We start from the raw sequence: 15,132 nt of genomic DNA, 5'->3' as shown, positions 1-15,132 counted from the left end.
TCCTCAATTACTTTTCTTTAAACTGGCTAATGCGGCAAATGGATTTGGTTTCTCCGCCTCTGGAGGCAGTTTACCAAAGACCATGTCCGCCTCGGACACTTCACAGTGTTCAGAATCATGCACCGGAACAACAGGCAAAGAGAGGATAACTTCATCTTCTACTAATGCCCGGAGATCGATTTCACCAAATTCATTAACTTGAATTGGTTCATACGCTTCCGGCAGTGCTTCAGCCTGTTCGTCAGAACGGACAGGACTGAAACAATACGTTGTGTGAACGTGGTGAACAAACGTTTTTCCACAGCGCTGACATTCGAGAGTTACCGTCACCTTCGCATCACCGGTTAAAACGGCAAGGCGTTGGTTATCGATTTCGAATCTCATCGCACATTCTACATCACTGTCCACGCTGACAACAGACTCAGTTATACGCTCAACCTGATCTGGGGTATAAATACCCTGGTAATCAAGGCGTTTTTGGGCGGTACGAACCGGATCAAGCGTCAGGGGTAATTTTACGTTTTGCATAGGGCGCGCATATTAACTTTGTAATGTCATAGAGTCAAAGAAAAAGGCTTCTCTGGAAGCCCTTCGCCAATTATTCGAACACTTTGCGGCGACACAGTTTAAAATGACTTCATCGAATTCGCTATCTTTAATAAAAAAAATATGAAATCTATCGTTCTTGCATCAAGTTCTCCCGCTCGTCAGAGTTTGTTACAAAAATTATCGATCCCCTTTATTGCCGTCGCCCCCGATATTGATGAAACCGCGCACCGGAATGAAACCGCCTCTGGGCTGGTGATGCGTCTGGCACGAACTAAAGCGCAAGCATTAGCCTTCGCTTACCCTCATCATCTGATTATTGGTTCCGACCAGGTTTGTATTTTGAATGAGCAAATCGTCGGTAAGCCGCACACAACCGAAAAGGCTGTCGAACAGTTGCTCGCCGCCAGTGGTAAACGCGTCACGTTCTACACTGGACTGACGTTGCTTAATAGCGCCACAGGCACCTGTCAGACCTGCTGTGAAGTGTTCAACGTGGATTTTCGCCAGCTAACGGAACAAGAGATCCGCAACTATATTCATAAGGAGCAGCCTCTACAGTGTGCAGGCAGTTTTAAAAGTGAAGGATTGGGGATAACGCTGTTTGAACAACTCAATGGTAAAGATCCTAACACGCTGGTCGGACTCCCACTGATTACCTTGTGCGAAATGCTACGAAATGAGGGCGTTAACCCGTTACTGATCTAGCCGGGACAGGAAACATCAACGCTGCCCAAAAAGAGCAGCGTTTTTGGTGATAACTCAGTTGGTTTTACGTAATTTTTTCAGGCACTGTTTAAGTTGTTCATCCATCGGGGCTTCGATACGCAGAATTTCCCCGGTATTTGGATGGGTAAAACGTAATGCCAGCGCATGGAGAAACAGTCGACGTAAGCCTGTACCACTCAGCTGACTATCAAACTCACGCTCACCGTAGCGATCGTCAAAAGCAATCGGATGCCCGGCATGAAGGGTATGCACGCGAATCTGGTGAGTACGCCCGGTAATGGGACTACAGCGCACCAGTGTCGCTATATCAAACCGCTCTTCCACTTTAAAGCGCGTTTCTGATGGCTTACCTTCACTGTTAACCCGGACAATGCGCTCTCCGCTTTGCAGGATATTTTTAAGCAGCGGTGCCTGAATGCTTTTAATATGTGACGGCCATTGCCCGCGTACCAGAGCCAGGTAATCTTTCTGCATTCCTTTCTCACGCAGTTGCTCGTGCAGAGAACGTAGGGCAGAACGTTTTTTGGCCACCAGTAAAACACCTGAAGTATCACGGTCCAGGCGATGCACCAGCTCCAGAAAACGGGCTTCCGGACGCAATGCTCTCAACCCTTCGATAACCCCAAAACTTAAACCACTACCACCGTGTACTGCGGTACCCGAAGGTTTGTTTAATACCAGGATATGATCATCTTCATATAAAATGACATGTTCCAGTGCGGCAACTTTTTGTAGATGAGGAGAGACGGCATCTTCTTCCCGCTCTGCAACTCTTACTGGAGGAATTCGCACCTGGTCGCCATCTTCCAGCTTATATTCTGGCTTGATGCGTTTTTTATTCACCCGAACTTCGCCTTTCCGCACGATGCGGTAAATCATACTCTTCGGAACCCCTTTTAAATGGGTGCGCAAAAAGTTATCGATACGTTGTCCGGCTTCATCGGCTGAAATAACAACGATTTTTACTGTTGGAGTCTCTGTTTTCATGGTCGGCGATTCTAAATAGCCCGGGCGCATAGCGCCACTCATTTTTATGTGCTTAACTGAATATCAGCCCTGTTTTAAGCAGCTTAACTCATCTTTAATTTATTGTTCCAGCTGGTTGATTAAAAAGTGAGTTAAAACTGCAGCAAACTGACTCGTATTGGAAAAAGTCATCTTGCTATAATAAGGCTAGCAATGGAATAATGTGGCGGTTTTCCGTTGTTGATACTTGGATTTACAAGAAATTTACGGAATACCTGTTTTGCCCGAACATTCATCTGCGCAGCAATGGCATAAGACGTATTGTATTTTCGGGCAGTTAGCGGGCTGCGGGTTGCAGCCTGACCGGTAAATGGAATTAACTTTTAAGAAAACTTCTAAGGTTATTCCCACGATAATTGCGCTGTATCTCCTTATGAAATACAGGCTACCGACACTCTGCGCCTCTCAGCCAGCGACAACCGTGAGGTTGACGACTACGCGTTCAGTCACGAGGCCATCGGTTCATTCCCGGTTAGCGTTACTTTTGCCCACAGCACTAATACTAATGTAAGAATAATGAGTAAGTTACGATGAAAAGAATGCTAATTAACGCAACTCAGCAAGAAGAGTTGCGTGTCGCCCTTGTAGATGGGCAACGTCTGTATGACTTGGACATTGAAAGCCCGGGACACGAACAGAAAAAAGCGAACATCTATAAAGGAAAAATTACCCGTATTGAACCTAGTCTTGAAGCGGCATTTGTTGATTACGGCGCAGAAAGACACGGATTCCTTCCCCTGAAAGAAATCGCCCGCGAATATTTCCCTGCCAGCTATTCCTCACATGGCCGTCCTAATATCAAAGATGTGCTGCGTGAAGGTCAGGAAGTTATCGTTCAGATAGACAAAGAAGAACGTGGCAACAAAGGTGCAGCTCTGACGACTTTTATTAGTCTTGCGGGTAGCTATCTGGTACTGATGCCAAATAACCCACGTGCTGGCGGCATTTCCCGTCGTATCGAGGGTGATGACCGTACTGAACTGAAAGAAGCGTTGTCTTCTCTTGAATTACCGGATGGCATGGGTCTGATCGTTCGTACAGCAGGTGTCGGCAAATCAGCTGAAGCTCTGCAGTGGGACTTAAGTTTCCGTTTAAAACACTGGGAAGCCATTCAGAAGGCAGCAGAAAGCCGTCCTGCTCCTTTCCTGATCCATCAGGAAAGTAACGTCATTGTACGGGCGTTCCGTGACTATCTGCGTCAAGATATCGGTGAAATCCTCATTGATAACCCGAAAGTGCTTGAGCTGGCACGCCAGCATATTGCTGCGCTCGGCCGCCCTGATTTCAGTAGCAAAATTAAACTCTACACCGGTGAGATCCCGCTGTTCAGTCATTATCAGATTGAGTCTCAGATTGAATCTGCGTTCCAGCGTGAAGTACGCTTGCCGTCCGGTGGCTCAATCGTTATCGATACCACAGAAGCGCTGACTGCCATTGATATCAACTCCGCCCGCGCCACGCGTGGTGGTGATATCGAAGAAACAGCCTTTAACACCAACCTTGAAGCATCTGATGAAATTGCTCGCCAGTTACGCTTACGTGACCTTGGTGGCCTGATTGTTATCGACTTCATTGATATGACGCCAGTACGCCATCAGCGTGCGGTAGAAAACCGTCTTCGTGAAGCAGTGCGCCAGGACAGAGCGCGTATCCAGATAAGCCATATATCACGGTTTGGCCTGCTGGAAATGTCACGTCAACGCCTTAGCCCGTCGCTGGGTGAGTCAAGCCACCATGTGTGCCCGCGTTGTAGCGGCACTGGTACCATTCGTGATAACGAATCTCTGTCTCTGTCTATTCTGCGTCTGATAGAAGAAGAGGCTCTGAAAGAGAACACCAAAGAAGTACATGCTATCGTTCCGGTGCCTATCGCTTCTTATCTGTTAAACGAAAAACGCGAAGCGGTTAACGCCATTGAGAAGCGTCAAGGCGGAGTTCGCGCTATTATCGTGCCAAACGATCAGATGCAGACGCCACACTACTCAGTTCTGCGAGTTCGTAAAGGTGAAGAGACTCAGACTCTGAGCTACATGCTGCCAAAACTGCATGAAGAAGAGATGGCAATGCCATCTGAAGAAGAGTACGCCGAGCGCAAACGTCCTGAGCAACCTGCTCTGGCGACTTTTGTTATGCCAGAGGTTCCTCCGATGCCTCCGGTTCCGGCAGAGACTCAAGCTGCAGCTGTAAAACCTGCTGTCGTAGAAACCGCTGTAACACCAGCAGCAGATGCGCAACCCGGTTTAGTCACCCGCTTCTTACGTGCTCTGAAAAATCTCTTCTCTTCCGACAACGAAACGACAGTCGAGAAAGAAGAAGTTGCAGAGGATAAACCAGCAGCCTCACGCGAGCCACGTAACGAACGCCGTAATACACGCCGTCCTAACAACCGTCGTGACCGCGGTGAGCGTAATAACCGAACCCGTGAAGGTAGCAGCGAAAATCGTACTGAGACACGTGAACCACGTGAGAATCGTGAGCCACGCGAAAATCGTGAAGATAATCGCCGTAATCGTCGTCCTAATGCTCAGCAAAATAGTGAAGCGCTGGATGTTCGTGAGCCGGTAACGGAAAATACTGAAAAAGAACAAAAAACGCGTGACGAGCAGACGCCTCGCCGTAATGACAGAAATCGTCGTCGTTCCGATGATAAACGTCAGGCACAGCAAGAAGTTAAGGTTCTGCAACGCGAAGAGGAAGTGGTTGAGGTCGAAACTGAGGACGATTCTCGTCCTCAAGTGGTGGTTGAACGTCGTAAACCACGTCAACTGACTCAGAAAGTTCGTTTTGATTCAGCTGAAACGCCGGTGGCAGATGCTGTTGCCGAACCTGTCGTTGCTGAAACTCCTGTTGCGCTTCCTGTAGCCGTGAATACCCCTGCACCTGTCGTTGCTGAAGCGACAGAAGAGAACACGGATAATCGTGATAACAACGGCATGCCTCGTCGTTCACGTCGTTCGCCGCGTCATCTGCGTGTGAGTGGTCAGCGCCGTCGTCGCTATCGTGACGAGCGTTATCCAAACGTTTCACCTATGCCTCTGGCTGTGGCTTGTGCCTCTCCGGAACTGGCATCAGGTAAAGTGTTTATCCACTATCCGGTAGCGCGTGTTAATGACTATCAGGATAATGCTGCGCTACAGGCTCAGGAAGCCTTGCCTGCAGTGGTAACTGAAGTGGTTGAATCAGTAGTTGCACCGGTCGACGAGCAAGAAACAGCACAAACTCAGGCAGCCATCCCTGTGGAAGCGGTTGTACCTGCCGAAGTGACGGCACCTGTTGAAGCCGCTGCGCCAGCCGAAGAGGTTGCTCCTGTTGAAGCCGTGGTGCCTGCTAAAGTCGTTGCCACTGCCGAAGCCGCTGTGCCTGCTAAAGTCGTTGCCACTGCTGAAGCCGCTGTGCCTGCTAAAGTCGTTGCCACTGCCGAAGCCGCTGTACCTGCTAAAGAGGTTGCTCCTGTTGAAGCGGCTACACCTGCTAAAGAGGTTGCTCCTGTCGAAGTGGCTACACCTGCTGAAGTCGTTGCGACTGCACCGGCTAAAGTGGTTGCTACATCCGAAGCGGCTGTACCTGCTGAAGTGGTTGCCACTGTGGAAGCAACTGCACCGGCTAAAGTGGTTGCTACATCCGAAGCGGCTGTACCTGCTGAAGTGGTTGCCACTGTGGAAGCGACTGCCCCAGCCAAAGAAGCTGAACATTCTGTGGTTGTTGAGTCACCGGTAGCGGAAGAGCAAGCTGTAAAAGCGGCTGAACCCGCGCAAGCTCCAGTGATTGAGCGCGTTGTTGCGGTTGCGCCTGCGACACGTCCGGTACCCGTCGAGGCACAGGTACAGCCTGAAGCCGTATCAGCTGAACCCACTGTGGTAGAAAGCCTGCCTGAAAGCACAGTCGTTGTGGTGTCTGCTCACCATGCCACTGCGCCGATGACACGTGCCCCTGCTCCGGCTTATACGCCAGAAGCAGCAAGCCACAGTGACTGGGTTCGTCCTGAATTTGCCTTTACAGGTAAAGGCTCTGCGGGTGGTCACAGTGCTTCGCATCAGGCTACTGCCCCGGCAACACGTCCTCAAAGCGTCGACTAATCTTTACCCTTAGTTGAACAAGCCGGTCAATTTTCATTGACCGGCTTTTTTTATCGCTAAAGAAAAATATATCCTCGGAATACCGGTAGCATGTTCAGGAACATAATCAGTAAATTATGACGTTGTAGTAAAAAAGTGATCTTCATATCGGCACAAAAAGAAATGATGGTGTATTTTTATTAAAACATGGTTTTAATAAAGGAGCTGATATGAATAACCGTCGTTCTCTGTCCCTTATTGCCTTATGTGTTCTTGGCGCACTTTCCGTCTCCCAAGCCTTTGCTGCCAGTGATGTAAAATTCCCGGACAAAATCTGTGACATTACCGAATACGGTGCTGAAGGCCATCGTTTACAGATAGCCTTAAATACTGAGGCTATCCAGAAAGCGATTGATGATTGTGCGGTAGCTGGCGGAGGTACAGTACTGGTTCCTGAGGGGAACTACTTAACCAATCCTATTTTTCTGAAAAGTAATATTCAGTTAAAACTGGAGAAAAACGCAACGCTGGTAGCCTCCACCGAAATTGATGCCTATCGAGCCAATGACCAGACCAAGTATGCTGAAGCAGAAAATAAATGGCTGCCCTTTATCAGTATTGCCGATGCGAACAATGTAGCGATTATCGGCGAAGGAACCATTGATGGCCAGGGAGCCGTATGGTGGGAGCGCTGGCGTGAAAATATTCGTGCAACAGGCAAGAAAGGCGGAACCGATCGCCCGCGTCTGGTTTATGTTAAAAATGCCAATAACGTTCTGATTGATGGCATCACCCTGACGCATTCTCCGAGTTTTCATATCGTGACGCGTTATTCACATGATGTCGATATTAACGGTACACGTATCTTATCCCCATGGCATGCACCTAATACCGATGCTATTGACCCTATTGATAGTCAGAATATTCGAATTACTAATAACTATATCGACTGCAATGACGATCATATTGCTATCAAAGCTGAGAAACCGGACAGCAGATTCCCTGACGGTGTGGTTGATAATATTTATATCGCCAACAACACTCTCAAGCAGGGTCGCGGGATCTCTATCGGTAGCGAAAGTGCCGGTGGTGTAAATAATGTCCTGGTAGAAAACAATACCTTTGAAGGATCCATGTACGGTATTCGTATCAAAAGCCCTCGCGGAAAAGGCGGGGAAGTGAAAAATATTGTTTACCGCAATACCACTATGAAGGATGTCGAGATCCCTCTGGTCTTCTCTGCCTACTATAAAGCAGCGCCGATTGTTCAGGCTGAAGTCGACGAGTTGCTCAAAGCAGGTGGATTTACGATGGGCGAACAGATTTATCCGCCGGATAGCGATCCGAAGCAACCTTTCGATAAATATAAAACGCCACACTTTAGCAATATCACCGTTGAGAACTTAACTTCAACCGGTAAAAGTCGAGCTGCGGCCTATATTATCGGTACTCCGGAAGCCCCGCTGAGTGGTTTCCACTTCACTAATGTCAACATTGAGGCCGATCGCGGCATTCGTGTACGTAATGCTGAGCTGGAAACTAAGGGACTGAATGTGACCGTTAAAGAAGGACCGGTTATTCAAAAAGATGCCGGGGCTATTATTACCGACTAGGTGGTAACAATCTTTACTGACAGGTATCTGATTTATTCGGATATCTGTCAGAAGTCCTTCACTACACAGAAGTTTCCAGTCTATGGTGTCAGTATCATAAATACTAAAAGCAAACTCGTTATGATGACAATCAATGAGAGCAGAAGATGTTTACCCCGCGCCTGACCACATAATATAGCCAGGGCACTGCCCAGCAATAACAGACCCGCCATCAGATAAAACAGATTATCCTGGTAGTACCAGCCACGCAGACAAAGCAATCCCGGCATTAACATCGACCAGCCGGTACGTCGCCACGCTAATATAGTACGCTCCCGCTGTAACCCAGGATCGCGAACATTCACGATTGCGCCTGCCAGAGTAACACCCCCAGCAGAGAGGCTAAAATAACCATAAACAGGGCCAGCACCAGCAGGATACGGGTATAGGGTAAATCGCGTTCAAGACGCATGGCATATTCATTGGATCGCCAGCGTCGCCAGGCGATAAAACCTATGCTTGCAGCTGCACACAGCAGGGTTAAAGCAATGGTAATACGCAGCCCGGCTGAGGAAAACTTGGGTGAGAACTGCTCTATTCCCACAGCGCCTGCCATTAATGCCAGGGCAGTACGGATCCAGGCCAAAAATGTGCGTTCGTTTGCCAGCGTAAAACGATAGTCTGGCGTTTTCCCTGCCAGCCACCACTTTCCTTTAGGACGATTTGATTGTGTATTATCCTCAAGGCTCACATGTAATCCCTTTTAAGCGCAAACTGTCATTTTCTGAGAAATAACTAAGATACAATGAACTCAAAAAAAAAGCCCGCTTCCGGGTGAAGAAGCAGGCTTTGAGTACAACCCAAATTAAGGTGTACTGAATTTCGAAAATTTAACGATTCATCTGGAACAGTGACATGCCTTGCATATCACTGAAGGCTTTATAGGAAGCCTGTAAGGCATCTTTTTGCATCAGATAGTCAGAAATAGCGGCACTCCAGTCAACGCCTGTCAGCTCTTTCATCTGCATTTGCTGTCCCAACGCACGTTCGCTACCCAGTTCATCCAGTTTGGTCAGTTCTGCCAGCTGAGTACCTACTTCGGCGCGAACGGTCAGGATGTTATCCAATGCGTTGCTCAGGCCACGGCTGGTTTTATTCACCGCATCCAGTTCGCTATCTGTCAGACTATCCAGCGGTTTCTTAAGTGCTGCAATGGCTGAATCAAACATTTCAAACAAGTTGGTTTCGCTTGTGCTGCCATCCGGTTCAGGCTTGGCATAGGTTGAAATAGCATTAAAAATCTGGCTACCGGGATGACCAATGATCATGCTTCGGGCGCTATCAACTTGCTGAGTCACTGCTAAGTCTCCGCCGCGATAAACCACGCCCGTAGCCTTGTCTTCAAAAGGCGCCTGTTCTGTTTTATAACCTGCAAAAATATAACGCCCATTACCATCAGTACTATTAGCAAGGTTCAGGATCTGGTTACGCATCCCTTCCAGATCGGTTGCCAGGGATGCCCGGTCACTGTCACTGAGTGACGCGTTGTTGGCATTCACGACCTTGCCCTGAGCACTGATCACGGTATTTATCACTTGCGTCAGCACGTTCTCTTCCAGCGACGCTTTTTGGGTGGCAAAAGTACGTGCCAGCTGATACTGGCTATTTTGTACCTGTCCCTGAGAGAGAACGACGGCTTGTGAAGCGGCAATCGGATCATCAGACGGACGATTGATACGGCTGCCACTTGCCAGCTGTTCACCTGAGGCCAGCCATGAACTTTGCGCATTTGTCACGCCGCGCATATTCTGGTCATACATCATTTGAGTACTGATACGCATCGGTAGGCTCCTGTTAGCGAATATTCAGCAGGGCATCAAACAAAGCCGATGCAGTTTTTAAAACTTGGGCATTCGCCATGTAATACTGCTGAAAACGCTGCAAGTTTCCGTACTCTTCATCGAGACTGACACCGGAAATAGATTGTTGCTGGGTATTCAACTGAGTCACGATATTGCTCTGGGTGGTATTGATAACCTTCAGACTCGCGGTTTTATTACCCACATCGCTTATCAGACTCGCGTAAGCATCGTTAAAGCTTTTGTTGCCTCCCACGACCTTGGCACTTTGCAAGTCAAGCAATGCCTGAGCATTGCGGTTATCACTTCTTCCTGAATCTGGCTCATTAGCCAGAGCCAGTTTACTTTCATCTTTAACCGCAACGGTCATATTGACGACCGCATTGGTTACCGGTTTAATCGTGAAACTGTCGTTCTTTTCTGGCGTTCCGCTAACATCAACCTTTAAGCCATCAAAGTTGAGGCTGACTTTTCCGTCGACGGTTTCCTGACCAGGGGCAATTTTTGCATTATCAGATAACCGTGTGACTGACCAGGCTTTACCGTCATATTCGACTTTATAATCACTGGCCTGAACTTTAGAGCTGTCGCTACGGCTGGCGGTAAGTTCGGTCTGGGATGTATTCTTACTGTTACTCAGCACAGCTGCCGGGCCGACGGTGAAAAAGTCTGTACCTTCATCGCCATTCGCATCATAGCCCTTGCTATGCTGTTCGTTGAATGAGGTAGCAAAAGCTTGAGCTAACTGCCCCAGGCGGTTACGGGCATTATCCAAATCGTCTGCACGAAACTTCAGCAAACCGCCCACTGAGCCACTGGTTATCTGGTTTTCAGGGATCTCAATATTGCCCGCATTGGCGTCAACATAGGCAACCGTCAAACGGGAGGGATCCGCACTGGAGCCTACAGCTGCCAGTTTAGAACTGGAACTGCCTTGTACCAGGCTAATACCATTGGCAATGGAAATATTATAGGTTCCGCTATCCTGAATGCTGACCTCAACACCGATAACCTTATTCAGATTAGTGACCAACTGGTCACGCTGATCGAGTAGGTCATTTGGCTGGACACCGGTATTCAGACGCGAAATCTGATCGTTCAGGTTCGCAATCTGACTGGTATAAGCATTGATTTGATCAACACTGCTCGTCAGGGAGGTATTAACCTGCTTATCAAGATCGCGCAAATATTGATCGTTAACCTTGAACTGATTAACCAGACCCTCAGACTTACCCAGTAGAGCCTGACGGGCAGCCGGATCTTCTGCGTTGCTGGTTAAGGTTTGAATACTTTTAAAGAAATCCTGGATATTGGTTGCCAGTGAGTTCGTCGTGCTTGACAAAATATTGTCAATTTTAGACATCTGCTGGTACTGCGTACTTATTCCGGCACTCTGCGTTTGTGCAGCGCGCAGTTGGTTCGTAATAAAAGAGTCATATTCACGCTGTACTCCCGTGACCTGGACTCCGTTACCGACATAGCCACCACTGATCATTGTACTGTTCGCCTGGGCGAGAACGGTATTCTGACGGGTATAGCCTGTAACATTATAGTTAGAAATATTGTTACTCACGGTATTCAGCGCTGCCTGAGCAGCATTCAGGCCACTCATAGCAGTATTAATTAAGCTACTGGACATCAAAGTTCCTTACTTTCGTAGTGTCACAGGTTCTGTCGATAGTTATCGGCAGTGAGTCGCCATTCTTGAATGGTTTAAAATAAATTCGATAAATCAGTACTGTAAGCTTGAGCGACCTTATCGTTCATCGCTCTTAGTTGCTGAATCATACCGGTCAGCTTTTTGGCGTAATCGGGATCTGTCGCATAACCGGCTTTCTGCAAGGCATGTGCTCCTTGCTCGGCTGAGCTGGCATTCGCCACCGCGGTATAACGCGGGTTGCGTGTCAGTAAACTGACATAATCAGAAAGTGACTCAAGATAGGAGTCATAGACCCGAAAACGCGCTTTAACCTTCTTCGATTCACCGTTTTCAAATTCTGTGGTGGTTATCTCGGTCACTTTGCCGCGCCAGTCTCCGCTGGCTTTAATACCGAACAGGTTAAAACTCGGGGTACCTTGTTCAGTACGAATTTGCCGCTGTCCCCAGCCGGATTCCAGCGCCGCCTGGGCAAGAATTAAGTGATGGGGTATGCCGCTGGCTTCACTGGCCAGCTTGGCGGGTAGAGAAAGCTGGGCCAGAAAGTCACGGCTATCGCCGCTTAATGCTATGCTGGTCTGAGCCGGACGGGGCACGGCCTGACGCACAATTTTTGCCATCGACTGGCTCTGATAACTGCTCATCTGTTGTGGTTCAAAGCGCATAGGAACAGTGGCTTCCACTTCAGGAGTGGCTGCCCCTTCCCCGTTACTCGCTGACATTTGTTTCACCAGCACATCCGCAAAGCCCAGCCCTTTTGCGCTGAGTTGCTGGGCAATCTGCTGGTCATACATGCTGGTATACATCCGCGTGGATTCACTGCTAAAGATGCCGTCTTTCGGCAAGGCATCACGCATACTCTTCAGCATCATCTGAACAAACATGCCTTCAACTTGCCGGGCAACCTCTTTCAGGTTTCCTTGAGGATCCTGACCAGCTTTGGTTTTCAGACGATTGAGTGAAGTTGCATCAAAAGCCGCGCCTGCCATTAATCCGGTATCATTCAGCATCAGATAATTTCCAGCTTTGCTCGCAAACAACCGGCATTTTGCATCGATTGCAGGATAGACATCAGATCTATCGGCGTGGCGCCGAGGGCATTTAACGCCCTGACGACGTTGTTCAGATTAGCACTGGCGCTCACACTCTGAACTGAGCCACCACTCTGACGCACATCAATTTGCGTCTGTGGCGTCACCACAGTTTGTCCGCCAGCCAGTGGGGTATTGGGCTGACTCACGACATCCTGCTGATTCACAGTCACAGACAGATTACCTTGTGCCACAGCACAGCTATCAAGCGTCACTTCTCGGTTCATGACCACTGAGCCGGTGCGGGAGTTGATAATCACCCGGGCATCCTGAATCGGCATATTCACTTGCAGGTTCTGAATATCAGCAAGGAAACGTACCTGGGAACTTCCACCCGTAGGCACACGGATCTGGATGGTGCGGCTATCAAGTGCCGTAGCGCTGCCATAGCCACGGGCCTGGTTTATGGTGTCCGTTATTTGTTGAGCAAGGGTAAAATCGTCAGTATTCATCTGCAGATTAAGCGTATTATTCGTTCCGAAGGTGCTCTGTAATTCACGCTCAATAATCGCGCCGCCGGTAATACGTCCACCGTTTAACTGGTTCACCTGAACACTGCTTCCACCTGCCGCTGCACCGGCGCCGCCCACCAGAACGTTACCTTGCGCCAGCGCATAGACCTGGCTATCAACCCCCTTGAGCGGGGTCATCAGCAAGGTTCCGCCGCGCAGGCTTTTCGCATTACCCATTGATGAAACGACCACATCAATATTTTGACCCGCACGGGCAAAGGCCGGGAATTTTGCCGTTACCATCACCGCAGCGACATTTTTTAGCTGCATATTGGTGCCAGTAGGTACCGTGATACCTAGCTGGGAAAGCATATTATTGAGGCTCTGAGTGGTAAAAGGAGTCTGGGTCGTCTGATCGCCAGTGCCATCCAGCCCGACTACCAGGCCATAACCAATCAGGACGTTCTCACGAACGCCTTGTACTGTCGTCAGGTCACGGATCCTGTCCGCGAACACACCGCTGGTTAGCAATATGAGGATTAGCCCGAGTAAATATTTAACCATGAAATTCCTCGCTTACATCGGTGATACATTAAGGAAGAAACGTTGCAGCCAGCCCATATTCTGCGCCTCATTGATATATCCGTTGCCGACATATTCAATGCGCGCATCAGCAACATTGGTCGAAGCAACGGTATTGCTGCCGCTGATAGTCCGTGGGTTAACGACGCCCGAGAAGCGAATAAATTCTGTCCCCTGGTTAATAGCGATTTGTTTCTCGCCCACCACATGCAGGTTACCGTTAGCCAGTACCTGGTCGACGGTGACAGTCAGGGTGCCACTGAAGGTATTGGTGGCATTAGCCCCTCCTCTACCATTAAATGTGTTCCCACCCGAAACATCGAGGTTAGCTTTGTCATTACCAAATAAGCCCGAGAGATAACGGGGAGTCGTATCAAAACCAAGGTTAGCTTTGCCATCACGGCTGGCATTCGCCGATGAGCTCTTACTGGCGCTCACATTTTCCTGTAACTGAATAGTCAGCGTATCGCCAATATTACGCGGGCGACGGTCTTCAAATAATGGCTGATAACCATAGTTAACCGGTTGTGCGCTCTGAAATATTGAGCCATTCACTATCGGTGCAGGGCCCGGTGCCGGCTGTGCCGTAGTAGCACCTTCGACGAGCGGTTTTTGAGGTATAAAGGCACAGCCGCTAATCAAAAGCAGACTCAATATTGCGGGACGAAACACCATAGGGTTTTGCATGACTTTCATCTTCAGAAAACGGCAGTCAGGGCGACGAATCCCCCTGACTTACACTTTAGAGTTGCGACAGTTTTTGCAGCATTTGGTCAGTGGTTGAGACCGCTTTGCTGTTAATTTCATACGCACGTTGTACCTGGATCATATTAACCAGCTCTTCGGCGACATTAACGTTTGAGCTTTCAACATAGCCCTGCAATAACAGCCCTGCGCCATTTAAGCCCGGAGTTGTATCATTGGGAGCCCCTGAAGACTGGGTTTCAACATATAAATTTTCCCCTACGCTCTCCAGACCCGCATCATTAATAAAAGTGGTCAGACTTAACTGGCCTACTTGAACCGGTAAAGTCTGCCCCGGCACCGTAGCGCTAACCACACCATCACGGGCAATCGTCAGTTTCATAGCATTCGCCGGGATAGTGATAGCCGGCTGGATCTGAAAACCACTGGCCGTGGTTAACTGCCCATTAGGATCCATCTGGAATGAACCATCGCGGGTATAAGCCGCGGTTCCATCTGGCATCAGAACCTGGAAAAAACCTTGCCCGTTAATCGCCACGTCTTTGCTGTTATTAGTCTGGGTAGGGTTACCCTGGCTGTGCAGACGTTCGGTCGCAACAGGACGTACACCCGTGCCTATTTGCAAGCCTGAAGGGAGTGTCGTTTGCTCCGAAGACTGGGCTCCTGGCTGACGTACGGTCTGGTAAATCAAATCTTCAAATACAGCGCGCTGGCGTTTGAATCCATTGGTGGAGACGTTTGCCAGGTTGTTGGCAATGACATCCATATTGGTTTGCTGTGCATCAAGCCCTGTTTTAGCAATCCATAGAGAACTGATCATGTTGTTACCTTGTAAGAA

At 48.9% G+C, this 15,132-nt stretch carries 13 protein-coding genes and 1 pseudogene; 4 read left to right on the top strand and 10 right to left on the bottom strand.

All coding sequences use genetic code 11. The annotated features are described in order from the left end of the window. Window positions 1-3: 3 nt before the first annotated feature. The gene (gene yceD / locus M2387_RS20825) at window positions 4-528 is read right to left on the bottom strand and encodes a 23S rRNA accumulation protein YceD (protein WP_259052266.1); all 525 of its coding nucleotides are present in this window, start codon (window positions 526-528) and stop codon (window positions 4-6) included. A gap of 141 nt (window positions 529-669) precedes the next feature. Between yceD and M2387_RS20820 the strand changes: the two genes are divergently transcribed. Continuing rightward, a complete protein-coding gene (locus M2387_RS20820) occupies window positions 670-1,254 on the top strand; it encodes a Maf family protein (protein ID WP_259052263.1) in 585 nt (194 codons plus the stop codon). A gap of 54 nt (window positions 1,255-1,308) precedes the next feature. On the opposite strand, the gene rluC is transcribed toward M2387_RS20820, so the two are convergent. Further along, on the bottom strand, window positions 1,309-2,262 hold the full coding sequence (gene rluC, locus M2387_RS20815) for a 23S rRNA pseudouridine(955/2504/2580) synthase RluC (RefSeq protein WP_259052470.1): 954 nt from the start codon (window positions 2,260-2,262) through the stop codon (window positions 1,309-1,311). Window positions 2,263-2,831: 569 nt separating this feature from the next. Here rluC and rne point away from each other — a divergent pair. The 3 genes and pseudogenes from rne to M2387_RS20800 form a co-directional block, all read left to right on the top strand. Next, a pseudogene (gene rne, locus M2387_RS20810) lies at window positions 2,832-5,831 on the top strand (ribonuclease E); the annotation flags it as partial. Window positions 5,832-6,218: 387 nt separating this feature from the next. Next, complete coding sequence (locus tag M2387_RS20805; protein ID WP_259052469.1) at window positions 6,219-6,377, top strand: hypothetical protein; 159 nt, start codon at window positions 6,219-6,221, stop codon at window positions 6,375-6,377. 209 nt (window positions 6,378-6,586) lie between these two features. After that, window positions 6,587-7,969: a glycoside hydrolase family 28 protein gene (locus tag M2387_RS20800; RefSeq protein ID WP_259052261.1), complete on the top strand. Its 1,383-nt coding sequence runs from the start codon at window positions 6,587-6,589 to the stop codon at window positions 7,967-7,969. A gap of 80 nt (window positions 7,970-8,049) precedes the next feature. Here the strand turns inward: M2387_RS20800 and M2387_RS20795 are convergent, their stop codons facing one another. From M2387_RS20795 to flgG, 8 genes are all read right to left on the bottom strand, one after another. Further along, on the bottom strand, window positions 8,050-8,313 hold the full coding sequence (locus tag M2387_RS20795; protein WP_259052259.1) for a DUF202 domain-containing protein: 264 nt from the start codon (window positions 8,311-8,313) through the stop codon (window positions 8,050-8,052). Continuing rightward, window positions 8,310-8,699, bottom strand: a complete 390-nt coding sequence (locus tag M2387_RS20790; RefSeq protein ID WP_259052258.1) for a YidH family protein — start codon at window positions 8,697-8,699, stop codon at window positions 8,310-8,312. Before M2387_RS20790 ends, M2387_RS20795 begins: the two co-directional genes overlap by 4 nt. 139 nt (window positions 8,700-8,838) lie before the next feature. Continuing rightward, window positions 8,839-9,789: a flagellar hook-associated protein FlgL gene (gene flgL / locus M2387_RS20785; protein WP_259052256.1), complete on the bottom strand. Its 951-nt coding sequence runs from the start codon at window positions 9,787-9,789 to the stop codon at window positions 8,839-8,841. Window positions 9,790-9,802: 13 nt separating this feature from the next. Continuing rightward, window positions 9,803-11,446: a flagellar hook-associated protein FlgK gene (gene flgK, locus M2387_RS20780; RefSeq protein WP_259052254.1), complete on the bottom strand. Its 1,644-nt coding sequence runs from the start codon at window positions 11,444-11,446 to the stop codon at window positions 9,803-9,805. Between the two features lie 74 nt (window positions 11,447-11,520). Further along, a complete protein-coding gene (flgJ, locus tag M2387_RS20775; RefSeq protein ID WP_259052251.1) occupies window positions 11,521-12,474 on the bottom strand; it encodes a flagellar assembly peptidoglycan hydrolase FlgJ in 954 nt (317 codons plus the stop codon). Continuing rightward, window positions 12,474-13,571, bottom strand: a complete 1,098-nt coding sequence (locus M2387_RS20770) for a flagellar basal body P-ring protein FlgI (protein WP_259052249.1) — start codon at window positions 13,569-13,571, stop codon at window positions 12,474-12,476. Before M2387_RS20770 ends, flgJ begins: the two co-directional genes overlap by 1 nt. A 12-nt stretch (window positions 13,572-13,583) precedes the next feature. Next, complete coding sequence (locus M2387_RS20765; protein ID WP_259052247.1) at window positions 13,584-14,276, bottom strand: flagellar basal body L-ring protein FlgH; 693 nt, start codon at window positions 14,274-14,276, stop codon at window positions 13,584-13,586. Window positions 14,277-14,331: 55 nt separating this feature from the next. Then, entirely contained in the window at window positions 14,332-15,114 is a 783-nt protein-coding gene (gene flgG, locus M2387_RS20760; RefSeq protein ID WP_259052245.1) for a flagellar basal-body rod protein FlgG, read from the bottom strand. Window positions 15,115-15,132 lie beyond the last annotated feature (18 nt).

The sequence above is a fragment of the Klebsiella sp. BIGb0407 genome (assembly GCF_024807845.1).
Lineage (GTDB): Bacteria > Pseudomonadota > Gammaproteobacteria > Enterobacterales > Enterobacteriaceae > JGM124.
This window is presented reverse-complemented; position numbering and strand designations above follow the sequence as displayed.

Excerpts from the sequence above, each read along its gene's own strand:
- yceD (WP_259052266.1), bottom strand. The coding sequence starts at position 528 with ATGCAAAACGTAAAATTACCCCTGACGCTTGATCCGGTTCGTACCGCC.
- M2387_RS20820 (WP_259052263.1), top strand. The coding sequence starts at position 670 with ATGAAATCTATCGTTCTTGCATCAAGTTCTCCCGCTCGTCAGAGTTTG.
- rluC (WP_259052470.1), bottom strand. The coding sequence starts at position 2,262 with ATGAAAACAGAGACTCCAACAGTAAAAATCGTTGTTATTTCAGCCGAT.
- M2387_RS20805 (WP_259052469.1), top strand. The coding sequence starts at position 6,219 with ATGACACGTGCCCCTGCTCCGGCTTATACGCCAGAAGCAGCAAGCCAC.
- M2387_RS20800 (WP_259052261.1), top strand. The coding sequence starts at position 6,587 with ATGAATAACCGTCGTTCTCTGTCCCTTATTGCCTTATGTGTTCTTGGC.
- flgL (WP_259052256.1), bottom strand. The coding sequence starts at position 9,789 with ATGCGTATCAGTACTCAAATGATGTATGACCAGAATATGCGCGGCGTG.
- flgK (WP_259052254.1), bottom strand. The coding sequence starts at position 11,446 with ATGTCCAGTAGCTTAATTAATACTGCTATGAGTGGCCTGAATGCTGCT.
- flgJ (WP_259052251.1), bottom strand. The coding sequence starts at position 12,474 with ATGCTGAATGATACCGGATTAATGGCAGGCGCGGCTTTTGATGCAACT.
- M2387_RS20770 (WP_259052249.1), bottom strand. The coding sequence starts at position 13,571 with ATGGTTAAATATTTACTCGGGCTAATCCTCATATTGCTAACCAGCGGT.
- M2387_RS20765 (WP_259052247.1), bottom strand. The coding sequence starts at position 14,276 with ATGCAAAACCCTATGGTGTTTCGTCCCGCAATATTGAGTCTGCTTTTG.
- flgG (WP_259052245.1), bottom strand. The coding sequence starts at position 15,114 with ATGATCAGTTCTCTATGGATTGCTAAAACAGGGCTTGATGCACAGCAA.